The organism is Pseudolabrys sp. FHR47 (assembly GCF_005153485.1).
Taxonomy (GTDB): domain Bacteria; phylum Pseudomonadota; class Alphaproteobacteria; order Rhizobiales; family Xanthobacteraceae; genus Pseudolabrys.
On record NZ_CP039740.1, the window covers coordinates 3,772,637 to 3,794,880 of the forward strand.

The window sequence follows — 22,244 nt, forward strand, 5'->3', positions numbered from 1 at the left end:
CCGAATGTTCCGTTTCGGCGCGGTATTTACCCGAGACCGCTGCCGGATACCATCATACCCTAGTTTTCCACCCAGTCAGCGCATTTGGCGACCTCGGCCTGACTGCCCCAGGGCATGATCGGCACGGTCGAGGTCGAGTTTTTCGGCGACCCTTCAATGATCCGGTCGCTGTAGACCATGTAGACCAGCACGTTTCGCTTGGTATCGCAGCCGCGGACGATCTGCATTTTCTTGAAGAACAGCGACCGGCGCTGGCGGAACACGTCTTCGCCCTGTTCGAATTTGGCCTTGAACTTGATGGGGCCGATCTGGCGGCAAGCGAGAGAAATATCGGAGACTTCCTCGGCAACGCCGATCCAGCCCTTGAAGCCGCCGCGCTCCGGTACCGTGAAATGGCAGGCGACGCCCTCCACCTCCGGATCATCGAGACCGTAGGTTGCAAGCTTGTCGTTCGGCGTTACCCACTTAAATACCGTAGACTTTTTGAAGATGAGGTCCGGCTGCTCGGCTGCGAATACCGCGCTCGATCCCACCACACAAAACCCCACCAGAATTGTTCTCATCCACTGCAACACGAATCACTCCTACATGGTTCGCAACCTAGAGCAGATAGGAATTCGTCACGCTCAGCAAAAGAGGTGCAGAAGGTACGTCAGTGTTGAAACCAGGTTATCAAACCATCAAGCGAACCTGGACAATTAACCCGGCAATAAATTTGACCGCATAGATTGTTCGTGAAACTTCCTCACGAATCCGGATGCGGACCATGCGCCTCAACAACCCAGTGGTCGATGTCGAGTACGTCATCGAAGACGGCAAGACGATCGTCTCGACTACGGACCTCCACGGTAACATCACTTACGCGAATACCTACTTTGTCGACGTCAGTGGTTACACCGAGGATGAGCTCATCGGTCAGCCGCAAAACATTCTGCGCCATCCCGACATGCCGGCGACGGCGTTCAAGAATCTGTGGGACACCATCAAGGCTGGCCTGCCCTGGCGCGGCCTGGTGAAGAACCGCCGCAAGAACGGCGAATACTACTGGGTGATGGCCAATGTCACACCGGTGATCGAGAACGGCAAGGCGGTCGGCTATATGTCGGTACGCACCAAGCCGACGCGCGAACAGGTTGGCCTCGCCACCAAGCTCTACGCGCAGGAACGCGCAAAACCCGGCAGCGTCGGGCTCTGCCAGGGCCAGGTCGTGACCTCCTCGTGGATGAGCTTCTCTTTCATCCAGCGCTTCTCGATGTCGACCCGCACCCGCATCATCATGGCGATACTGCTGGCATCGATCGGCACCGTTGGCGCCACCGTCGTCGCGCAGGGCTTGCCATGGTGGGTCGGTGCCGTGTCCGGAATCGGCTTTTTCACCGCCGCCTCGGTCTGGTTCTATCTCGAGCGCAACATCCTCGGCCCGATCAAGGAAGCCTTGCGCGTCGCGCAATGCATGGCGGGCGGCGACCTGACCAGCCAGATTCACACCACGCGCTCCGACGAGATCGGCCAGTTGCTGCGCGCCATGGCACAGCTCAACACCAACCTGCACTCGATCGTCGGCGACATCCGCAACAACTTCAACGATATCCTGGCCGCGACCGGACAACTCGCCAGCGGCAACCGCGATCTCTCGGCGCGCACCGACTCGCAGGCCGCGGCTCTGGAAGAGACTGCCGCCAGCATGGAAGAGCTGACCTCGGCAGTGAAGCAGAATGCCGACAACTCCCGCAACGGCGACCAATATGCCGCAAATGCTCTGCAGACCGCAGAGAAGGGCGGCGCCATCGTCGGCAATGTCGTCTCGACGATTGCCGAGATCAGCGATTCGTCGAACAAGATTGCCGACATCGTTGGCATCATCAACGGCATCGCCTATCAGACCAATTTGCTGGCGCTCAATGCCGCGGTCGAGGCGGCGCGCGCCGGCGAAGCCGGTCGCGGCTTTGCCGTGGTCGCGACCGAAGTGCGCAGCCTGGCGCAGCGATCCGCTGCGGCGGCAACCGACATTCGTCAGTTGATCGAGGAATCGGTCGCGAAGGTCAGTCACGGCACCGTGCTGGCGAACGATGCCGGCAAGGCGATGCAGGATATTCTCACCGCCGTCGGCAAGATGACCGGACTCATGGCCGACATCGCCAACGCATCCAACGAGCAGTCGACCGGCATCAGCCAGGTCAACGACGCCGTGATGCAAATGGACGAGGTCACGCAGCAGAACGCCGCGCAGGTCGAAGAGACCTCCAATGCGACCGAGGGTCTCCAGGAGCGCAGCACCAAGCTGATGCAGGCGCTCGATGTCTTCAAGCTCGGGCGCCAGGGCTCGGGCGGTTCGGACGCCGCTGCGCAGCCGGTTCAGAAGAAGGAAAAGACGCGCCGGGCCATGCGCCGGGCGGCCTAGAGCGATCCCAGAACCATGCGCGCCGCGGCAAGCGGCGCTCTATGTGCCTACGCCCATAGACGCTCGCCGCTCATGCCCTTGTAGAGGTCGGCGACGAATTCCCCATAGCCATTGAACAGCAAGGTCGGCCGCCGCTCTCCGGTACCGATGACTTCTTCGGTGGCCTGGCTCCAGCGCGGATGCGCCACTCCCGGGTTCACATTGGCCCAGAAGCCGTATTCGGACGCCTGCAACGCCTCCCACATGCCTTTCGGGCGTTCCTCCGTGAAGGAGAAGCGCACGATCGACTTGATCGACTTAAAACCGTATTTCCACGGCACCGCCAGCCGCAGCGGCGCGCCGTGCTGCTTGACCATCGGATGGCCATAGGCGCCAGTGGCGATGAAAGCGAGGTCGTTGGTCGCCTCCGCCATCGACAGGCCTTCGACATAAGGCCACGGATACCAGGGCTGGCGCTGGCCCGGCGCCACCTTCGAATTCATGAAGGTTTCCATCTTCACGTATTTCGCCGAGCCAAGCGGTTTGGCGAACTCGACCAGCTTCTTCAGCGGGAAGCCACTCCAGGCGATCGCCATGCCCCAGGCTTCGACGCAGCGATGCCGATAGGCACGCTCCTCGATGCCCATCTTCTTGATGAGTTCGTCGGCATCGATCTCGAACGGCTTTTCGACCATGCCGTCGATCTTCACCGCCCACGGCCGGACGACCAGCTTCTGCGCCTGCTCGACGACGTTCTTGGTCGAATTGAACTCGTAGAAGTTATTGTAGCTGGCGTTCACCTTTTCGTCGGTGATCGGCCGGTCGAGCTTGTAGGTCTCGTTGCGTTTGGCGGGATAAAGGCTGGCATTGGGGTCCGGCAAATTGGCGGCGTCGGATACGCGCTGTGCCTGCGCCAGGCCCGGGGCCAAAGCCGGCGCCATCGCCAGCGCGCTCGCTCCCGCGATCAGAAGCTTACGCCGGTTGAACACCAGATGTTCGGGCGTGATCTGGCTTTCCGGAATCTCCCAGCCGCGGCGGCGGATGACGTTCATCGCGTTTGACCCCTCTGTCGGTCCATGTTGGCACAGACTGACCTAAAACCACGAGGGATCACAGGCAAATCACGGATACGGGAGAAGGCGCTAGGGTCAGGCCCGCTCCCGATAAAGGCCCCATACGGCGTAAAGCGCGGCGAGCGTTGCGGCAAGAAACAAGACGGACAAAAGCATGCCTTCGGCCGGCCAACGCAGGGCCCGGGCGAGGTCGTAAATTACGTATACCGCGAAGGTGAAGGCCAGACCGTAGAGATAAGGCCGCCCTTTCGCCGCGGCGAGCGCTGCGATCACCGCAACGGCCGCTTCAAGCACAATCGAAACGAGAAGCATGGTCATGCGGTCAGCCCTCTTAACTGCTCTGCCTGCATCGTCGCCCTTCTACGGAACTGCTAACGGCCGCTGCCACGCCATGTACTAACAATAGCGCGGCGCGGCCGTCGCTTGATGCAGTCCCTACTCCGCCGCCCGCCTTGCCGCGACGACCTGCTCGGCCTGCCGGCCGGTCAGTTCCGCCATGTGGTCGAACTTGAAGGCGAAGGAGCCGACGCCGGCCGTCGCGGAACGGACCTCGACGATCAGGTCGCCGATCTCGGCTTCCGCCATCTGCGCCCGCACCGTATCCCAGCCGTCCCAGCCCTCGCGGGTGTCGAAGCCGAGGATCTGGCCGCGCCGTCCGGACAGGATGGCGTTGATGCGCGCGGTCGCATCGCTCGGGCAGACGATCTCGACCATGTAGATCGGCTCGAGCAGCACTGGCTGGCATTGCGGCAGGCCTTCGGCGACGGCGATGCGGCCCGCGGTACGGAACGCCATGTCGGAGGAATCGACAGTGTGATACGAGCCGTCGGTCAGAGACACCTCGACATCCACCACCGGGAAGCCGAGCGGGCCGTGCTTGAGCCCGTCCTTGACCCCCTCCTCGACCGCCGGGATGTAGTTGCGCGGCACCACCCCGCCGGTGATCATGTCGTTGAACTTGAAGCCGCCCTCGCGCGGCAGCGGTTTGATCTCGAGCACCACGTCGCCGAACTGACCGTGTCCGCCGGACTGCTTCTTGTGGCGGCCGCGCAGGCTGATGGACTTGCGGATGGTCTCGCGATAGCCGACAGCCGGCCGATGCGTCAGCACCGGCACGCCATAGCGATCGGCGAGCCGCTCGGTGGCGACGCGCAAATGCATCTCGCCCTGCCCCCACATCACCACCTCATGACTCTCGGTGTTGTGGATCACGGTCAGCGCCGGGTCTTCCTCGGTGAGCTTGGTGAAAGCCACGCCGAGCTTGACGTCGTCCTTGCGTTCCTTCGCCGCGACGGCCATGGCCAGCACCGGCGGCGATGGCGTCACTGTCACCAAAGGCTCGATCGCATGCTTGCCGGCCGACAATGTATCGCCCGTCTTGGCGCCATCGAGCTTACCGAAGGCCACGGTCTCGCCGGCCTTGGCCGGCCCCCGTTTGGCGAAGGTCGCGCCCATCAGGTTGAACACGCCGGCGACGCGGCCGGCATCGCGGCGCGGTGCGAGGAATGATGCGCCTTCGCCGACTTCGCCATTGAGCACGCGCGCGACCGACATCTTGCCGCCATGCGCGGTGTGATAGGTCTTGAGAACGATCGCCGTCGGGTCACCCGACTTGAGCCCGAGACGCTTCGCCGTCTCGGCAACGCCAGGCGCTTCGTGACGCAAGGCCTTGAGCAGCCGCAGGACGCCGTTCGAACGCGACGCGACGCCGAGCAGCACCGGGCACACCACGCCGTCGCGCAACTCCATGGCCAGATCGTCGAACACCTTGTCGCGCGGCGGCTCCATGTCGCCGAGCAGTTGCTCGAGCAATTCGTCGTCGTGATCGGCCAGCCGCTCCAGCATGGTGAAGCGCGCTTCCTTCTCGCGATCCTTGTTCTCGCCGGCAAGCTCGATCACTTCGGAGGCGGCGTATTCGCGATAGACATGGGCGCGCTCGAGCGCCAGATCGACGAAGCCGGAGATGATATCGCCGTTCCAGATCGGGATCTGCCGCAGCAACAGCGGCACGCGCGAGGCCGGCTGCAAGAGCTGGATCGTCTCGCGCACGCGCTTGTCGGCCTTGTCGATCTTGTTGAGGAACAGGAAGTGGGGGATCTTGCGGTCTTCGAGCTCGCGCAGGATGAGCTGAAGCTGCGGCACCTTCTTCTCGTCGGCCTCGCATACGACGACCGCGGCATCGACCGCCGGCAGCACGCAGCGCATGTCGTGAATGAATTCGATCGAGCCCGGACAGTCGACGAAGGTATAGCTGTCGCCCATGAACTCGGTGGTGGCGAAGGTCGCCTCGACGCTCATCTTGTGCTGGCGCGCTTCCTTCGAGGCGTCGCTGACCGTGTTGCCTGCCTCGACGGAGCCTTGCCGCGCGATGGCGCCGGTGCGCGCCAGGATCGCCTCAAGTAGCGTGGTCTTGCCGCTCTGGAACGGGCCCACCAGCGCGATGGTGCGGGGGCCCCCGGAACTTATCGCCTGGGAACGCGTGCCTTTCTGTTGCGCAGACTCCTGCATCGAATGCATGGCAACCTCCCTGGCCGGGAGCTGGACCAATGTTACCCGGCCCGTGGAGTAATCGTCTCAGGCCGCCGCCGCACTGGCAAGTCACGATTGTGACGCTGCGCCGCAAAAATCACTTAAAGTTCAAATCGACGATATTCTTCGCGCTGAACGACTTATCGAGCAGTCCCTGCGCCTGGTACCAGGCGATACGCCGGTCAAGGTCGACGGTATCGATGCCCGCCTTCGCATCCATGTAATGCACTTCGCCTTCCGCCATCGCCAGCGCCTCGTGGGGCCGGGCGCGCGGATAGACATAATAAGCGAGAATCTTCGCCGCCTCCTGCGAAGCCGCGTTGGAGACGCGCTTCGAGTACTTGTCCAGGCGCAGAAACGCGGCGTGATAATCGGCGGCGCCACGGCGGTAGGCGCGCAGGAACTTTTCGGTGACGGCGCGGCGCTCGGCCAGCATCTTCGGCGAAGCAAACAGTGCGCCGAGTTCCGATGTCGAGAACTGCGAGCACCAGGCAACCAGCTTGCCTTGATTGGTGGCGAGCAGATCGCGTGCTTCGATCATCGGCAGCACCGCCATATCGGCGCGGCCTTCTCTGATGGCGGCGGCGGCGGCCTTCGGCGAGCCGGCGAAGCGCAAGGTGAATCCGTCGCCTTTGCCGTCCTTGCTCTTTTTGGCCTGTTCCAACTGATAGTGAAGTGTCGAACCGACGGCATCGACGACGACGACACCGCTGAGCAACTGGTTGAGCTTGCGAATGCCGCGATCATAAGCGGCGGCGGACACCACCAGTTCGTTGCCTTCGTAACCGTCCATCTCGCGAGCCTGGGCGGCCACCGCCTTGAAACCGGTGTCCTTCGCCAGCTTGACGGACTCGATGCTCCAGTGCGCCAGTGCGATATCGGCCGAGCCGGCGGCCATGGCCTTCACCACTTCGCCATCCGACGCATAGGCGGTCATGTCGGGCTCGATGCCCTCGGCCTTGAAGTAGCCGCGGGCCGCGGCGAGGAACAGGGCGCCGTTGGCTGAGGCGCGCGTCACGGCAACGGTCACGCGCTCCTGCGCCACGGCGGGAGCCGTACAAACAAGTGCGATTGCGACGGCGGCGGCGCGGAGCATCATGCCGCGACCATAGCGAAGGCGGGCGTGATTCGCTTTCCTTTCACCTCTCCCCGCATAGCTCGCCTATGCGGGGAGAGGGAAAGAAAGGGCTTACTTCAAATTGCCGCAGAAGCGCTGGATGCGCTGACAGGCGTCCTCGAGGTCCGAGGTCTTGGTCGCGTACGAAATGCGGAACGCCGGTCCAAGCCCGAAGGCCGAGCCCTGCACCACCGCGACGCCTTCCGCTTCCAGGAGTTCGGTCACGAAGTCCTCGTCGGTCGCGATCTTCTTGCCGGACGCCGTCGTCTTGCCGATGGTGCCGGCGCAGGACGGATAGACATAGAACGCGCCTTCCGGCGTCGGGCACTTGATGCCGCTCGCCTGGTTGAGCATCGACACCACGAGGTCGCGGCGCTCCTTGAAGATGACGTTGTGCTTGGCGATGAAGTCCTGCGGACCGTTGAGCGCTTCCACCGCCGCCCACTGCGACACCGCGGCCGGGTTCGAGGTCGATTGCGACTGGATCATCGCCATCGCCTTGATCAGCGGCTCCGGGCCACCGGCGTAACCGATACGCCAGCCGGTCATGCAATAGGCCTTGGACGTGCCGTTGATGGTCAGCGTGCGCTCGTAGAGCTTCGGCTCGACCTGCGCCGGTGTGGTGAACTTGAAGTCGTCATAGACGAGATGCTCATACATATCGTCCGTCATCACATAGACATGCGGATGACGCACGAGCACGTCGGTCAGTGCCTTGAGCTCAGCCTGCGTATAGGCGCCGCCGGTCGGGTTCGACGGCGAGTTCAAGAGGAACCACTTGGTCTTCGGCGTGATCGCCTTCTCGAGCTGTGCCGCCGTGATCTTGAAGCCCGACTCCATGGAGCACACGACTTCGACCGGCGTGCCGCCGGCGAGATAGACCATGTCCGGATAGCTCACCCAATACGGCGCCGGGATAATGACCTCGTCGCCGGGGTTCAGCGTCGCCATGAAGGCGTTGTAGAGCACCTGCTTGCCGCCCGTGCCGACGATGATTTGCGACGGCTTGTAGTCGAGACCGTTCTCGCGCTTGAACTTGCCGGCGATCGCCGCCTTCAGTTCGGGGATGCCGTCGACGGCGGTGTACTTGGAGGCGCGGCCCTCGCGGATGGCCTTGATCGCCGCTTCCTTGATGTTGTCCGGCGTGTCGAAATCCGGCTCGCCCGCGCCGAGGCCGATGACATTGCGGCCCGCCGCTTTCAGCGCCCGCGCTTTGTCGGTCACCGCGATGGTGGGCGACGGCTTGATGCGCTTGAGGCTGTCGGCGAGAAAGGCCATGTCAAATCTCCTGGAATTCGGCTGCGGCGGTGGTCTAAAGCGCGGTGGGCCGCGCCGCAAGGCGGTTTAAATGATCCATTCATCAGCGCTGTTGATGGGCTCTTTTCACCTCTCCCCGCACGGCGGGGAGAGGTCGACCGTCCGAGTGCAACGAGGGCGGTCGGGTGAGGGGCCGGCCCTGCCAGCGCCAGCATTTCGCCCCTCACCCGGCTTGCCGCTGACGCGGCTCGCCACCCTCTCCCCGTAAACGGGGAGAGGGAAGAAAGACGGAGCGTTAAGCCCGCTTTGCTAAACCCGGCCCCATGGCCACCCTGCTAGAAAACCTGCGCGACGGCGCCTTCGTCACCCGTGAACGGGCGCGGCTGGTGGCCTTCGCCGTGCTCACGGCCTCCCTGATCGGTCTGGTCTATATCCTGGCGACCGCGACCGGCCTCAACGACTATTCCGGGCGGCCGATCGGCTCCGATTTCTCCAATATTTACGCCGCCGGCACCTATGTGCTGGACGGCGAGGCGGCCAAGCCCTTCGACCCCGCCGCCCAGCATGCCCGGGAGCAGGCGATCTTCGGCGCGGCCACGCCCTTCTATGGCTGGCATTACCCGCCCTTCTTCCTCGGCCTGGCGGCGCTTTTGGCGACCATGCCCTATCTGATGGCGCTGGCGGTCTGGCAGGGCGCGACACTGGTTCTGTATCTGCTGGCGATGAGGGCGATCCTCAACACGCCGTCATGGCCGGGCTTGTCCCGGCCATCCACGTCTTCCTTTGCGGAGCCGCCGCAAGGCGTGGATGCCCGGCACAAGGCCGGGCATGACGAAGGAGAGGTCCTTGAGCGCGAAAAGCTCTGGCTCCTCCTCGCCATCGCCTACCCCGCCGTCTTCATCAATCTCGGCCACGGCCATAACGGCTTCCTCACCGCGGCGCTGTTCGCCGCCGCACTGCTGACACTCGACAGCCGTCCGGTCCTGTCCGGCATCCTGATCGGCTGCCTCGCCTACAAGCCGCAGTTCGGGCTGCTCATTCCACTGGTGCTCGTGGCCACCGGGCGCTGGCGCGTCTTCGCCGCCGCAGCCGCAACCGTGGCAATCATGGCGCTCGCCGTGACCGCCGCCTTCGGCGTCGAGGTCTGGCACGCCTTCCTCGCCAGCAGCGAGTTCACACGCCACGTCGTACTCGAACAAGGCGGCACCGGCTGGCACAAGATCCAGAGCACATTTGCATGGGCACGGATGTGGGGCGCCGGCCTGCCGCTCGCCTACGCCGTGCAAACTGCGACAACAGTGGCCGTTGCCGCCGCGCTCGTCGTCATCTGGCGTGGCCGCTCGCGCTTCGCCGTGAAAGCCGCCGCACTTCTCATCGGCTCCATTCTCGCGACACCGTACAGCCTCGATTACGACCTAATGCTGATCGCGCCGGCCATCGCCTTTCTCGCGGCCGATGCGGCGCGGCGCGGCGCAGCACCAAAGAACGTACCTTGGGAAAAGACGTTACTCGCCGCGCTCTGGATCGTGCCGTTGGTGGCGCGCTCATTTGCGCAACTCACGCATATCCCGCTCGGCGCGCCTGTCATGTTGCTGTCGTTCGGCTGGCTGCTATACCGGGCCTTGCGTACCGAAGCACCGGGCATCATTGAATCGCAAGCGGCATAAATTTTCCGCATAAACGATCATTGCTGGAATAGTTCTGAGTTCGCAGCTGCAAAATGAGCGCAAACATTGCGCGGCTGCGTGATACGATGGCCACGCAAATGCCCGAGTCTCAAGCACATAAGTCTGGCGCTTGATAAGCGCCTCTCGCCGGACCATTCGTGTCGGCACCGATCAATCGCCTGCTTCGGAGGCATACGAATGTACACGCTCTACTCGATGCAGCGTTCGGGCAACAGCTACAAGGTCCGCCTCGCGCTGGCCAAGCTGGCAACGCCCTACAGGCTGGTCGAGATCGACATCCTGCAGGGCGAAAGCCGCACGCCGGAATTCCTGGCCATGAACCCCAACGGCCGCGTGCCGCTGCTCGAGGTCGCGCCCGACCGCTATCTCGCCGAATCCAACGCCATTCTATGGTACGTGGCGCGCGGCACCGAGCTTGCACCGGAAGATCCGATCGAACGAGCCGAAGCCTTGCAGTGGATGTTCTTCGAACAGAACAGCCTCGAGCCCAATATGGGCGCTGCCTATTTCTGGCTGTCGCTCGTCCGCGGTGGCCGCGACCTGCAGGCGCATTCGCTCGACGACTGGATGGAAAACGGCAACCGCGCGCTGCGCGTGATGGAGCGGCATCTCGAAAAAAGCCGGTTCTTCGTCGCCGATCGCTTCACCATCGCCGATATCGCGCTCTATGGTTATACGCACGTCGCGCATCTGTGCGATTTCGACCTGACGCCGTTCCCGGCGGTCAAGGCCTGGCTCGATCGCGTCGCGGAAGAGCCGGGTTATGTGCCGATGGACTGGCAGCCGGCAGCAATGGCGGCGGAATGAGAGCGCAAGTGGCGAGCAACGCCCGCTTCATAATCAGACTTATTAAATAATTTCCCGCTCAATAAAGCATCGGCCGTCCGGAGGCTCTCGCCTCCGAACGGGCCGATAGTACCGCGCGGCCGATTAGTGGGACGAGACGGTATCGACGTCGACGCGGTTGAACTCGCGCTGCTCAGCATTGTCGTAGCCGGCGTAGTGAGACGGCGCAAAGGCAAAGGCCTGCGTGCCGGTCACGATGCGCTGCGCCTGCTGGGCGACGGCAGGCTGGTTGTTGAGATCCTGGTGCAGAACCTCGGACCCGTCACTGGCGAAAGCCGAGGTGGCAAAGCCGACAGCGATGAGCGAAGCGATGATGGTCTTGGTCATTGTCGTGATCTCCTTGTTGATCGACGACACTGATCTAGATCGCCATCGCGGCGCGCCAAGTAGTTACACCGAGGATATCATCCGTTGTGATAATGCACGCACATACGATCACGCGCGCGTGACAATCGCACCATGAGAAAGACTTTGTCTCGCCGCCGCGGTCGCGACGAATAAAAGATGCCTGCGTCAAAGGAAATCGAGCATAGAGTTGCCACGCCACGCGCAGTAACGGTGTCGCAAAGGATCGCCTGCGGCAACCTCGATGCGCCAGATGACAAAACGCGGATGCCAGCCATGCGCGTGCTGCGCAGGATCATGCGGGGTACCTAAGACGACAGACGTTCGTCCTTCGGCCTGGGGCCGTGGCGGGCCGCCGCATTGGCCGGCGCTTAACGATGATCGCCACGAAACCGCCGCGTTTCCCGAACGTCTTTGCCACAATCGAGTCGAACCGGTGCCGGCTTCGCGCGTTAGATATAGGTCTTATTCCAAATTCGTATCGGATCGTTGCGACGGTTTCGTCATGCGCAAGCGCAGGAAAATCACGGGTTTCCGGGGCCCCGCGGACCCACTAGGGCCGGGCGTCGAATCGCGCCGCGTGGTGTTGGCGGAACTTGCCGCCATCGCCGGCCTGACCATCGCCACTCTTGTCGCCGCCACCGCGGTATCGGTCGGCATCGCGCGCGCCAGCGCGCTGGACGGCCTCATCGACAATGACGGCACGCTGTTCACCATTGTGCTGCTGCTCGGCCTTGCCTTTGTCGCCATTGGCGGCCTGTCGCTGCTGCCCGGCGAGCGCCGTCCGCGGCACTAGCGGGAACTCCACGACAGATGAAGCCGACCTCGCGGCAACGTGATGCCGCCGCGTCACCGTGACGATAGAAGCCCCGGCTCCACGTCCTCTAAGCTTCCGCGCATGATCATGCCATCACGCACTCTCGTTTGTTTCGCATTTGGTTTTGCTCTCGGCTTCGCACCGCTTGCCGCCGGCGCGCAAAGCAACACGTCATCGGCCGGCCCGCTCGCGGTCGAGACGGTGGCAAAAGGGCTCGACCATCCCTGGGCGCTCGCCTTCCTGCCCGACAGCCGCATGCTCGTGACCGAGAGGCCCGGCCGCATTCGCATCGTGACGGCCAAGGGCGAATTATCGACGCCGCTCGCGAACGTGCCCAAGGTCGTGGCCCGCAGCCAAGGTGGCCTGCTCGACCTCATCCTTGACCGCAATTTCGCGCAGAACCGCACCATTTACTTCTCATACGCCGAGCCTTTCGATGGCGGCGCGCGCACCGCGGTCGCGCGCGCGACACTCGATGCCGGCGAAGCACCGGCCTTGCGCGACGTAAAGGTGATCTTCCAGCAAGCCGGCCCGGCCTCGCGCGGCCAGCATTTCGGTGGCCGCATCGTGCAAAGCGCGGACGACAATCTCTTCATCACCACCGGCGATCACTTCAGCGACCGTGACATGGCGCAGACGCTCGACAACGACATCGGCAAGGTCGTGCGCATCACGCCGAATGGTGAGGCGCCAAAGGACAATCCCTTCGTCGATCGCTCCGGCGCCCGCGCCGTTATCTGGTCCTACGGCCATCGCAACCCGCAGGGTCTCACCGTCAATCCCGCAGACGGCTCGTTATGGGAGCAGGAACACGGCGCGCGCGGCGGCGACGAGATCAACGTCATCCGGCCGGGGAAGAATTACGGCTGGCCGGTCGTTTCCTACGGCGTCAATTACGACGGCACTCCGGTCGGCACCGGCAAGCAACGCGCCGAAGGAATGGAAGACCCGCTATGGCACTGGACGCCATCGATCGCGCCGTCCGGCCTCACTTTCTACACCGGCGATCTGTTTCCGCAGTGGAAGGGCAGCCTGTTCAGCGGCGCACTGCGCGCGCAGTTCCTATCACGTCTTGAGATCAAGGACGGCAAGCCGGTCAGGGAAGAACGCCTGCTCACCAACCTCAACGAGCGCATCCGCGACGTGCGCCAGGGACCCGACGGCGCGCTCTATCTGCTCACCGACGAGAACAACGGCCGCATCCTGCGCGTGACGCCGGGGAGATAGCGCCGTCCTCGCGTCGAACTCCGCGCGCTCCCTCTCCCCATAGGCGAGCGAACGCTCGCCGTCCGGCGAGCTATGGGGGAGAGGGTTGGGGTGAGGGGGCAAGGGCCTAACGATAGTTAGTAACCCCTCACCCGACGCACTTCGTGCGTCGACCTCTCCCATAGGGAGAGGTGAAAGAAAGCCGGTCGCGTGGGTTCAAAACTTGTGAAAGATAAAATACGCCCCGACCGCGATAAAGGCGAAGCCGACGCCCTGATTCCAGGTGAAGGACTCCTTTAGATACAGCACCGAGAAGCCGGCGAAGATCACCAGCGTCACCACTTCCTGAATGGTCTTGAGTTGTGCCGGCGAGTAGACGCCGCTGCCGAGGCGGTTGGCCGGTACGGCGAGGCAGTATTCGATCAGCGCCAGCCCCCAACTGATCAGGATCACATGCAGGATCGGCACCTCCTTGAAACGCAAGTGCCAGTACCAGGCGGTGGTCATGAAGATGTTGGAGCCGATCAGCAGGGCGATCGGCAGCAGATAGGATGACAGAATGGGCATCACGGACTCGGGCTGGTGGAAGAGGATGCGATTGTCGCGGCCCCCCACCTGCCATGACAACCGTCGCTCGCGCAAACGTGCGCGGCCGTGTTAGGTTTCACGCCGTCATCCGATACTTGCGAAATGAGCCTTGCGCCATGCCGCGCCTCCGTTCTCTGCCGATAGCTACCGTCCTGATTGCTCTTGCCGCCTCGGCCGCCGCGCAACAGCCGCCTGCGCCCGGCAAGCCCTATCGAGCCGTCCCGATCACTCAGCCCGCCGAGATCAAGGATGCCGACCTTGCCGTGCTGCGCGCCAAGGTCGCCGAGGCAGCGAGGAATCGCGACCGCGCCGCGCTGGCGAAACTTGTCGCCGGCAAGGACTTCTTCTGGGACCGCGACGGCACCGACCGCGCCAAAGGCAGGCCCGGCCTCGATGTGCTCTCCTCTGCCCTCGGCCTTGCCAACAAGGACGGCGTCGGCTGGGACATGCTGGGCGGCCTCGCCGACGACCCGAGCGCCGCGCCGGTGCAAAGCCGCAAGGGCGCGGTCTGCGGCCCGGCCGAGCCGCGTTTCGACACCAAGGCCTTCGCCACCCTCCTCAAGGACACCCAGACCGATGCCGCCGCCTGGGGCTATCCCTATACGGCCGGCGCCGACGTTCGCGCCGCGCCGCAGGCCGGCGCGCCGACGATCGATAAGCTCGGCCTTAACTTCGTGCGCGTGCTGCCGGAGGGATCGGTCAATCCAAACTACATGCGCGTGCTGACCCCGGCGGGCAAGGTCGGCTTCGTAACCATCGATGTGTTGGCGCCGGTCGGCAGCGACCAGCTCTGCTACGTCAAGGAAGGCGGTGCCTGGAAGATCGGCGGTTATCTCGGCGCTGGCGAGCCGTGACCGCGAACACACAACCCGTATCGCCGCGAACCCTCTCCTGCGCTTCCTGCGGCGCGGTGTTTTCCTGCAGCGGCGACGTCGAATGCTGGTGCGCGGCGGAATCCTTCCGCCTGCCGATGCCGGCTGCGGATGGCGCTGCTGATTGCCTCTGTCCGCAATGCCTGCGCACCAGGGCGGCCGCCGTCCGCGACAAGGTGTAATCGCTGTCATCGTCCTGTCACACGGCGCGCGACTCTTAAGCGTGCCATGCACACCGATCTCGCCACCGTTCATCCCTCGACCGGCATCGTCTGGGCCTACCGCTTTGCTGCTGACGGCACCGCCGAACGCATCGCCAATGATCAGGTCGATAACGCGCTGGACGAACACCGCGGCGCGTGGATCTGGGTGCATCTGGCGCTGGCCGACAACCGCTGCCGCAGTTGGATCGCCAGCTACGCGCCGCTATCGGAGATGGCGCGCGAAGTGCTGTCCGGGCCGGACAAGCATCTGCGCCTCGACATCATCGGCGACGAGATCATGGGCGTGGTGCCGGATCTGCATCAGGGCCTGGTCGAGGAAAGCGACGACATCGTGCGCCTGCGCTTCGTCATGACCGAGCGCATGATGATCACGGCGCGCCAGCAGCCGGTGCATTCGGTCGAGCATAACCGCCGCGCCATCGACAGCGGCAAACGCTTCCCAAGCGCCGTCTCCTTCCTCGACGCCATCATCGATCAGTTCGCCGACGCCATCGCTCGCATGGCCGAGCGTCTCGGCAATGAGCTCGACACCATCGAGGAAAGCGTCCTGCATGATGAACTGGCGGACGAGCAGCGCCGCGTCGGCAAGGTACGGTTGCAGACCGTGCGTGTTCACCGCCAGCTCGCTCAGCTCAAGGGCATGTTCGCCCGGCTCGAGCCGCGGCTGGCGCAGCACAACAAGGCGGCCGCCGAGGCAGTCGGCGCGCTCGCCCAGAAACTGGACGCCATCGATCACGAGATCGGCTCGCTCTACGAGCGCGCCCGCCTGCTGCTCGACGAGGCCTCGGCCAAGGTCAGCGCCATCACCAACAAACGGCTTTTTACGTTGTCGATCCTGACGGCATGCCTGCTGCCTCCGACTTTAGTTACAGGCTTCTTCGGCATGAACACCAAGGACCTGCCGCTGCTGAACACCGACGGCGGCTCCTGGTACGCGCTCGTCATCGCCTTTGGCGCCGGGTCATTCACCTATTGGGCGTTGCGCCGGCTGCGCGCGCTTTAAAAAATTTAATCTGAATGCAGCGCACAATCGTGCCTGCGATAAATTGACAAGTTCATACAACTCTATCTACGCTCCCTCCCAAGCAAAAAACGGTTTCCCAGGGAGGACCACATGAAGAAATTCGCCGCATTCGCGGCTGCAGCCATTCTTGCGACCACGGCCGCACAGGCGCAGCAGATCACCACCAAGTATTCCGGCATCCAGCCGAACGACCATCCGGCCAGCTACGCCGAGGATTATTTCGGCCGCGAGGTCTCGATCCTGACCAAGGGTACGGTGAAGGTCGAGGTCTATCACAACACCCAGCTTGGCGACGCCGTCGCCAACGTGCAGAGCATTCGCAACGGCACCATCGGCTTCACCACCGTCTCGGCGTCGAACCTGAACCAGGTCGTGCCGGCGATGGACATGTATTCGCTGCCGTTCCTGTTCAAGAATGCCGATCACTTCTGGTGGTTCCTGGCCCAGCCGGAGGCGGCGGCGCTGGCCAAGCCGCTCGAGGACAAGGGCATCAAGGTGCTCGGCTATATCGATAGTGGCGCGCGCAACTTCTTCACCGACCGCGCGGTGCGCACGCCCGACGATCTCAAGGGCGCCAAGATCCGCGTCATGGCCTCGCCCGTGATGGTCAACACCATGAAGGCGCTGGGCGCGACCGGCGTGCCGGTGGCCTGGGCCGAACTCTACACCGCGTTGCAGACCGGCGTCGTCGACGGCGCCGAAAACAACCATCCGTCCGTCGTCGCCAAGAAGTTCTACGAGGTGTCGAAGTATTACACCCTCGACGAACACATGCGCATCCCGGACCTGATGATCATGTCCATGAAGCTCTACAACTCGCTCAACGCCGACCAGAAGAAAGCTGTCGAGGAAGCCGGCGCGCGGGCCCAGGCCTTCATGCGGGGCGCTTGGTATGTGTCGGAGGTCAAGGATCTCGCCGACCTCAAGAGCAAGTTCAAGGAAATCATCACGCCCGACAAAGCGCCTTTCGTGAAGGCGGTGTCCGGCATGGTGAACGATGAAGCCAAGCGTCTCGGCGTCGAGAAGACGGTCGCCTTCATCATCGACAGCCAGAAGAACTTCTAAAGCCTGAACCGACTGAAACCGTGCAAGGGCGGCGGACAACCGCCGCCCTTCGTGTTCGGGGGAAATCGTGGAAACTTTTTTTGCCTTGTTCGATCGCTTCGTCGCGCTCACCGCGGCGCTGGTGCGCATCGTCTGCATCGTGCTGGCGACCGCGCTGTTCGTGATCGTGACCGTCGCCATCGTGTTCCGCTACGGCTTCGGCCAGGCGGTGTCGTGGACCGAGGAGGTCCCGCGCTATCTGCTGATCTGGATTTCGTTTCTGGCGGCTGCGAGCTGCGTCTTGCGCCGCGAGCATGTCGGCTTCGACGTGCTGTTTTACGCCGTGCCCAAGGGGCCGCGTAAAGCGCTGGGCTTCCTTCTCGGCGCACTCGTCTTTGGGTTCGGCTGGGTCGTTTTCCGTTATGGCATCACCTTCGTACAGGATTTCGGCTCCGACCTGATGGAGACGATCCCCTACACCAACTATTGGTACTACCCGGCGATGCCGATCTCCGGCTTCCTGATCATGCTGTTTTCCGCGAAGGTCATGATCGACGAATTGCGCAGTTCCGATGCCGGTGCCATCGCCGGCTCGTCGGTCGAGACCGTGGGCATGGAGCAGAAGCCGTGACCCTCGTCATTCTCGGTCTTTCCTTTCTGATCCTGACACTCATCGGCCTGCCGATCGCCTTCGCGGTCGGCGTCTCGTCGGTGATCGCGACATTTCTTCTGTCCGGCGTCGACAACGCCACCATCGTCCAGCGCATGTTGACCGCCATCAACACCTTCCCGCTGCTGGCGGTGATCTTCTTCGTTTTCGCCGGCGTGCTGATGGCGCGCGGCGGCATCGCACGGCGCCTGGTGATGATGGCCGAGGTGCTGGTCGGCTGGTTGCCCGGCTCGCTCGCCCAGATCGTCTGCGTCGCCTCGATGTTCTTCGGCGGCGTCACCGGCTCGGCGGTCGCCGAGGTCTCGTCGATCGGCGCCATGATGATTCCGGCGATGGAGAAGGACGGCTATTCCCGCCGCTTTGCCACCGCCATCGTGCTGATGGCCGCGACCATGGGGCCGATCATCCCGCCCTCGATCGGCATGATCGTGTTCGCCCATGTCGCCGGCAATGTGTCGATCGCCGCGCTGTTTCTCGCCGGCGTCATTCCGGGCGTGTTGATCGGCGCGTCGCTGATGGTGGCGTCCTTCGTCCACGGCAAGCTCTATCACCGCAAGCAGCTGCCCGAGATCCCGCTGCGCCAGAAGATCATCCGCGTGATCGATGGCTTCGCCGGCATCTTCACCATGGTGATCATCCTTGGCGGCATCATCTCCGGCGTGTTCACCGCGACGGAAGCCGGCGCCGCCGCCGCGGTCTATGCGCTCATCCTCACCGTCTTCGTCTACAAGGAGATCAAGATTTCCGAACTGCCGGAGATCCTCTGGGAATGCTGCCTCACCAACGCCGTGGTGATGATGCTGATCGCGACCTGCTCGGTCTATTCATGGATTCTCACTTACGAGAACCTGCCGACCCTGCTGGCCGAGAACTTCTTCAACCTGATCCAGTCGAAATGGGCCTTCCTGCTGATCCTCAACGGCTTCCTGCTGGTCGTCGGCATGTTCATCGACATGACGCCGGCGCTGATCATGCTGGTGCCGATGCTCATCCCGCTGGCGATGAAGTTCGATATCAACATGGTGCATCTCGGCCTCATCATGGTGATCAATCTCGCCTTCGGCTTGACCACGCCGCCGGTTGGCACCGCGTTGTTCGTGGCGCTGAAGGTCGGCAAGATATCGATGGACAAGCTGCTGCCGCCGCTGCTGCCGCTGCTCGCTTGCATGTGCGTCGTGTTGCTGCTGGTCACCTACGTGCCGGAAGTCTATGAATGGCTGCCGCGCTCGTTCGGCCTTATGAAGTAGGACAATAGAAAATGGTTACGGAAATCGCTCAGATCGAGGTCAAACCGGGCATGGAAGCCGAGTTCGAGGCCGGCGTCGCCAAGGCGGCGCCGGTGTTCAAGCGCGCCAAGGGCTGCAAGGCCATGCGGCTCGAACGCTCGATCGAAATGCCGCAGCGCTACCGTCTGTTCGTGGCGTGGGAGACGCTGGAGAACCACACCGTCGATTTCCGCGGCTCGCCCGATTTCCAGGAATGGCGCGGCCTCGTCGGCCATTGCTTCGCCGCGCCGCCCGCGGTCGAGCACGTCAACCTGGCGGTCAAGGGCTTCTGAGTATTCTTCTTCACCTCTCCCATAGGGAGAGGTCGACGCACGAAGTGCGTCGGGTGAGGGGTTACAGGTCATCGAGAGACACTTGCCCCCTCACCCCAACCCTCTCCCCCAAGGGGAGAGGGAGTAGGCAGAGCGCTCGGCAACGTCATCAAAACAAATCAGCTGTCTAAGCAGCCTTGCCGCAGCCCTGCGGCTTGAACACCCGTTCCGTCTGCGGCGGATATTTGCCGAGCTTGCCCGCCGGGCGCACCGGCCGGCGCTCGAGATTGCCGCCGCAGTTCGGGCAGATGCCGCCGAGCCGCGTCGTGGCGCAATCGCGGCAGAACGTGCATTCGAAGGTGCAGATCATCGCGTCCGCCGCGTCCGGCGGCAAATCCTTGTCGCAGCATTCGCAGTTCGGGCGCAAAGCGAGCATGGCGGACTCCTGATCACGGGTCAGGGTCCAAGTGTGATCTGCCGCGCGGCCGCTTTCAAGCGCCAATGGCTGCGCCCGGCAACGTCAGAGCCTTCGCCCGAGCACGATGCCGGTGACGATCGCGGTCGTCACCGCCTGCACCATGCGCTCGTGCGACCCTTCGCGCAGCGCGTCGGCGGCTTCGTTCACCGCGCGCTCAGTCGCGGCGATGGTGGCGCGCACCTCGTCGGCTTCGGTTGACGCCGCCTTCTGCGGCGGTGGCGCCCGGCGGCGCGTGCCGCTGAAGGCAATGGCCAGCAGGATCGCCGCTACCAGCACATTGCCGCCGGCAATGGCCGCAAGCGTCGACATGGTGCCGAAGGTCGCCTGCAGATAAACGAACAGCAGCGCCAGTGCGCTGACGAAGGCTGCGAGCAGCAGCGCGAAGGCGACCAGCGTCAGCAGCGCGCGCAAGGTCAGCCGCCGCAGGACGCGGCCGATTTCGGCGGCGATGGCATCGACGAGGATGCCGATCATCAGTGCCTCCGCAGCAGCAATCCGAGCAGGATGCCGACGCCGACCGCGCCGGCGATCACGGCATTCGGATTGGCGCGGGCATAGGCCTCGGCGGTCGACATGGCGGACTGCGCGTCGCGCATGGCCGATTGCGCCTCGCGCTTGCCGGCCTGCTTCAGGGTTTCCTTGATGGCATCGAGATCGGCCTGCAGCCGGCGCAGTTGCGCGGCGAGGTCGTCGGGCTGGGCTTGGTCGGACATGATGACACTCCGGACGGTATCTCCTGCAAACGCAGGATGTCATGCCGCCCGGGCGCCGCCTTTGCGGTGGATCAATCGGCCTTGGAGTTCCCCGACGGCAAGATTTGAGTGCATATGCTGACGACGTGATCACGGTAGTCTGGCCCGCCCATATCGCATTGCGTATGCCGCCCGAACCAGCGATAGCGATTGCGTGCGACGAGGCTGTAAATCGGGTCGCGTAGCGTCCGAGGCACGACATGCAACGCCCATACCCACTTCCAGTACGGCAGCGCCGACAGGGCGGCGAGCGCCGAATCGGAAAACAGATAAGCATTCCCGTCAATGATGACGGCATTGCTCTGCGGATTCATCGGATCGATGCCCAGTCGTAGCGCCACGGCGCGGCCGAATTCCGATTGAATAGTGGTGAACATCAGACGGCGCGCTTGATCGCGTTTGGCGACAAAACGAAACCACGACGAACACAGGACGCAGTCACCGTCGTACAGCACGAGGCCCGGCCCTCCGGGCTGGCCAATCGCCGCTTCGTCGCTGTCCGCCATCGGCCGCACCTCATCGCTCATCGGCCATCCCAAGTCCGACCATCATCAGAACGATCGCGGGAAAGGTTTTGACCAGCGCGCCTAGCGGTTCAACCCACAGATCTGGCGTCAATACGGCCGCCGCTAGCATGTAGAACAGCGACACCGCGATGCCGGCGCGCAGACCCCAGCGGCTAGTGCGGCGGAAGGCAATCGCGAGCCCGACAGAGAAATCCATAGTACTGCCGGCAATCGTCATCGCTTGTGCGTGTGTTGCCGGAAATCCGCGCGATGTCAGAATGCCCACCGCGTCGGCATAGGCCGGCCCGAGCGCGATTGCGGCCGATGCGCACCAAAAGACCACAAGCCCAGCGAGCAGCACCGCCTTCATGAGATAGAGCCGCGCGAACCATTTCTCCTGAATGTTGGGCGGCCGCTTCCGCAACGTTTCCGAAAAACTGCGCGGAAATATCCCGGTCGCGGCCTGCCATGCCGCCGGATCGCCGCTGACGCCGCGCTGCAATTCTTTCAGGGCCGTCGAGCGCATCGGCGGTCGCCAGCCCAGCCACGACACCGCATCGCCAGCCAGGGCTCCGGCTTTCACCAGCAAGATTGGCACGGCAACGCGCCAATCCGGCGCGTGACCCAGCCAGCCGCGCAGTTGCGCCAGTACGCCACCGAGCGTTTCTCCGGGCGGCGACAGCAAGTCCAGCGTGACCGACAAAGAATCATGATTGCTACGCCAATGCCGGACAAGATGCGTCACTGTCGCCGTGATGTCGTCGACATCGACGGTCTGGAACGGCCGCGCCGCCAAGGACGGCGGCAGGTCGAATGGCAAAGTTGCCAGCGCGCGCAGCATGGCGCTGCCGCCATAGGCGGCTGACGCAAAGACGAAACCGGGCCGCAGGATGACGTATGACAAACCGCTCTCGGCGATCATCCGCTCCGCGCGGCGTTTGCTTGTACTGAAGGCTGTATTGTCATCGGCCGCATCGCCCGGCATCGACACATGAATCAGCAGAACTTTCTGCGGCGAGCGCCGTATGGCGGAGATCAAGCGTTCAACGAACTCTTCGTGAACAGCTCTTGTGCTGTCCATCGCGCCATCCTGCAATACGCCGATGCAATTGACGACTACATCGCAATCGCCGAGCAACACCCCAAGGGCGTCGCTGCCGAGATTAACGAGCGGCACCTCACGCGCATTGGTACCAAACTGATGTCGCTGCGCCGCCGTGAAGCGCCGCGCGATGGAAAGTATGGGAAAGCCGGCACTCGTCAGACCGCCGGCCACCGCCTGTCCGATCAG

At 63.4% G+C, this 22,244-nt stretch carries 24 protein-coding genes; 11 read left to right on the forward strand and 13 right to left on the reverse strand.

Annotated elements, in window-relative coordinates; translation table 11 throughout:
- Positions 1–59: 59 nt before the first annotated feature.
- Positions 60–563, reverse strand: coding sequence for a CreA family protein (locus E8Q40_RS18420; protein ID WP_137046814.1), 504 nt, complete (start codon positions 561–563; stop codon positions 60–62).
- A 203-nt stretch (positions 564–766) separates the two neighbouring features.
- Between E8Q40_RS18420 and E8Q40_RS18425 the strand changes: the two genes are divergently transcribed.
- On the forward strand, positions 767–2,401 hold the full coding sequence (locus tag E8Q40_RS18425; protein ID WP_137045910.1) for a PAS domain-containing methyl-accepting chemotaxis protein: 1,635 nt from the start codon (positions 767–769) through the stop codon (positions 2,399–2,401).
- Between the two features lie 47 nt (positions 2,402–2,448).
- Here E8Q40_RS18425 and msrP read toward each other — a convergent pair whose 3' ends face one another.
- The 5 genes from msrP to E8Q40_RS18450 form a co-directional block, all read right to left on the reverse strand.
- The gene (msrP, locus tag E8Q40_RS18430) at positions 2,449–3,432 is read right to left on the reverse strand and encodes a protein-methionine-sulfoxide reductase catalytic subunit MsrP (protein ID WP_137045911.1); all 984 of its coding nucleotides are present in this window, start codon (positions 3,430–3,432) and stop codon (positions 2,449–2,451) included.
- Positions 3,433–3,528: 96 nt separating this feature from the next.
- Positions 3,529–3,771 carry a hypothetical protein gene (locus E8Q40_RS18435; RefSeq protein WP_137045912.1) on the reverse strand — a complete coding sequence of 81 codons (243 nt, stop codon included), beginning with the start codon at positions 3,769–3,771 and terminating at the stop codon, positions 3,529–3,531.
- 117 nt (positions 3,772–3,888) lie between these two features.
- On the reverse strand, positions 3,889–5,961 hold the full coding sequence (locus tag E8Q40_RS18440) for an elongation factor G (RefSeq protein WP_137046815.1): 2,073 nt from the start codon (positions 5,959–5,961) through the stop codon (positions 3,889–3,891).
- Positions 5,962–6,079: 118 nt separating this feature from the next.
- A complete protein-coding gene (locus E8Q40_RS18445; RefSeq protein ID WP_137045913.1) occupies positions 6,080–7,081 on the reverse strand; it encodes an ABC transporter substrate-binding protein in 1,002 nt (333 codons plus the stop codon).
- A gap of 90 nt (positions 7,082–7,171) precedes the next feature.
- Positions 7,172–8,377 carry a pyridoxal phosphate-dependent aminotransferase gene (locus tag E8Q40_RS18450; RefSeq protein ID WP_137045914.1) on the reverse strand — a complete coding sequence of 402 codons (1,206 nt, stop codon included), beginning with the start codon at positions 8,375–8,377 and terminating at the stop codon, positions 7,172–7,174.
- A 302-nt stretch (positions 8,378–8,679) separates the two neighbouring features.
- On the opposite strand from E8Q40_RS18450, the gene E8Q40_RS18455 reads away from it, so the two are divergent.
- Together E8Q40_RS18455 and E8Q40_RS18460 are read left to right on the forward strand one after the other, a co-directional pair.
- Complete coding sequence (locus E8Q40_RS18455) at positions 8,680–10,023, forward strand: glycosyltransferase family 87 protein (RefSeq protein ID WP_137045915.1); 1,344 nt, start codon at positions 8,680–8,682, stop codon at positions 10,021–10,023.
- Positions 10,024–10,221: 198 nt separating this feature from the next.
- Entirely contained in the window at positions 10,222–10,851 is a 630-nt protein-coding gene (locus tag E8Q40_RS18460; protein WP_137045916.1) for a glutathione S-transferase family protein, read from the forward strand.
- A 123-nt stretch (positions 10,852–10,974) separates the two neighbouring features.
- Here the strand turns inward: E8Q40_RS18460 and E8Q40_RS18465 are convergent, their stop codons facing one another.
- Positions 10,975–11,217 carry a hypothetical protein gene (locus tag E8Q40_RS18465; RefSeq protein ID WP_137045917.1) on the reverse strand — a complete coding sequence of 81 codons (243 nt, stop codon included), beginning with the start codon at positions 11,215–11,217 and terminating at the stop codon, positions 10,975–10,977.
- Between the two features lie 598 nt (positions 11,218–11,815).
- Between E8Q40_RS18465 and E8Q40_RS18470 the strand changes: the two genes are divergently transcribed.
- Entirely contained in the window at positions 11,816–12,031 is a 216-nt protein-coding gene (locus E8Q40_RS18470; RefSeq protein WP_137045918.1) for a hypothetical protein, read from the forward strand.
- Positions 12,032–12,133: 102 nt separating this feature from the next.
- On the forward strand, positions 12,134–13,279 hold the full coding sequence (locus tag E8Q40_RS18475; protein ID WP_137045919.1) for a PQQ-dependent sugar dehydrogenase: 1,146 nt from the start codon (positions 12,134–12,136) through the stop codon (positions 13,277–13,279).
- Between the two features lie 195 nt (positions 13,280–13,474).
- Here E8Q40_RS18475 and E8Q40_RS18480 read toward each other — a convergent pair whose 3' ends face one another.
- Positions 13,475–13,825: a DMT family protein gene (locus tag E8Q40_RS18480; protein ID WP_137045920.1), complete on the reverse strand. Its 351-nt coding sequence runs from the start codon at positions 13,823–13,825 to the stop codon at positions 13,475–13,477.
- A gap of 137 nt (positions 13,826–13,962) precedes the next feature.
- Here E8Q40_RS18480 and E8Q40_RS18485 point away from each other — a divergent pair, with 137 nt between their 5' ends.
- The 6 genes from E8Q40_RS18485 to E8Q40_RS18515 all read left to right on the forward strand — a co-directional run bounded on the left by E8Q40_RS18485 (position 13,963) and on the right by E8Q40_RS18515 (position 19,238).
- Positions 13,963–14,700 carry a hypothetical protein gene (locus E8Q40_RS18485; protein ID WP_137045921.1) on the forward strand — a complete coding sequence of 246 codons (738 nt, stop codon included), beginning with the start codon at positions 13,963–13,965 and terminating at the stop codon, positions 14,698–14,700.
- A 246-nt stretch (positions 14,701–14,946) separates the two neighbouring features.
- A complete protein-coding gene (locus tag E8Q40_RS18495; protein WP_168197905.1) occupies positions 14,947–15,945 on the forward strand; it encodes a CorA family divalent cation transporter in 999 nt (332 codons plus the stop codon).
- A gap of 111 nt (positions 15,946–16,056) precedes the next feature.
- Positions 16,057–17,031, forward strand: coding sequence for a TRAP transporter substrate-binding protein (locus E8Q40_RS18500; protein WP_137045924.1), 975 nt, complete (start codon positions 16,057–16,059; stop codon positions 17,029–17,031).
- Positions 17,032–17,098: 67 nt separating this feature from the next.
- A complete protein-coding gene (locus tag E8Q40_RS18505; protein ID WP_168197906.1) occupies positions 17,099–17,641 on the forward strand; it encodes a TRAP transporter small permease in 543 nt (180 codons plus the stop codon).
- Complete coding sequence (locus E8Q40_RS18510) at positions 17,638–18,927, forward strand: TRAP transporter large permease (protein WP_168197907.1); 1,290 nt, start codon at positions 17,638–17,640, stop codon at positions 18,925–18,927. The genes E8Q40_RS18505 and E8Q40_RS18510 overlap by 4 nt, the downstream gene beginning before the upstream one ends.
- Before the next feature lie 11 nt (positions 18,928–18,938).
- Complete coding sequence (locus E8Q40_RS18515) at positions 18,939–19,238, forward strand: antibiotic biosynthesis monooxygenase (protein WP_137045927.1); 300 nt, start codon at positions 18,939–18,941, stop codon at positions 19,236–19,238.
- Positions 19,239–19,404: 166 nt separating this feature from the next.
- Here E8Q40_RS18515 and E8Q40_RS18520 read toward each other — a convergent pair whose 3' ends face one another.
- From E8Q40_RS18520 to E8Q40_RS18540, 5 genes are all read right to left on the reverse strand, one after another.
- The gene (locus tag E8Q40_RS18520) at positions 19,405–19,653 is read right to left on the reverse strand and encodes a DUF1272 domain-containing protein (RefSeq protein ID WP_137045928.1); all 249 of its coding nucleotides are present in this window, start codon (positions 19,651–19,653) and stop codon (positions 19,405–19,407) included.
- An 84-nt stretch (positions 19,654–19,737) separates the two neighbouring features.
- On the reverse strand, positions 19,738–20,169 hold the full coding sequence (locus E8Q40_RS18525) for a hypothetical protein (RefSeq protein ID WP_137045929.1): 432 nt from the start codon (positions 20,167–20,169) through the stop codon (positions 19,738–19,740).
- Positions 20,169–20,408 carry a DUF883 family protein gene (locus E8Q40_RS18530; protein WP_137045930.1) on the reverse strand — a complete coding sequence of 80 codons (240 nt, stop codon included), beginning with the start codon at positions 20,406–20,408 and terminating at the stop codon, positions 20,169–20,171. The genes E8Q40_RS18525 and E8Q40_RS18530 overlap by 1 nt, the downstream gene beginning before the upstream one ends.
- Before the next feature lie 71 nt (positions 20,409–20,479).
- Complete coding sequence (locus E8Q40_RS18535) at positions 20,480–20,974, reverse strand: thiol-disulfide oxidoreductase DCC family protein (protein ID WP_370455205.1); 495 nt, start codon at positions 20,972–20,974, stop codon at positions 20,480–20,482.
- Positions 20,964–22,229 carry an SDR family oxidoreductase gene (locus E8Q40_RS18540; RefSeq protein ID WP_370455206.1) on the reverse strand — a complete coding sequence of 422 codons (1,266 nt, stop codon included), beginning with the start codon at positions 22,227–22,229 and terminating at the stop codon, positions 20,964–20,966. Before E8Q40_RS18540 ends, E8Q40_RS18535 begins: the two co-directional genes overlap by 11 nt.
- Positions 22,230–22,244: the final 15 nt, after the last annotated feature.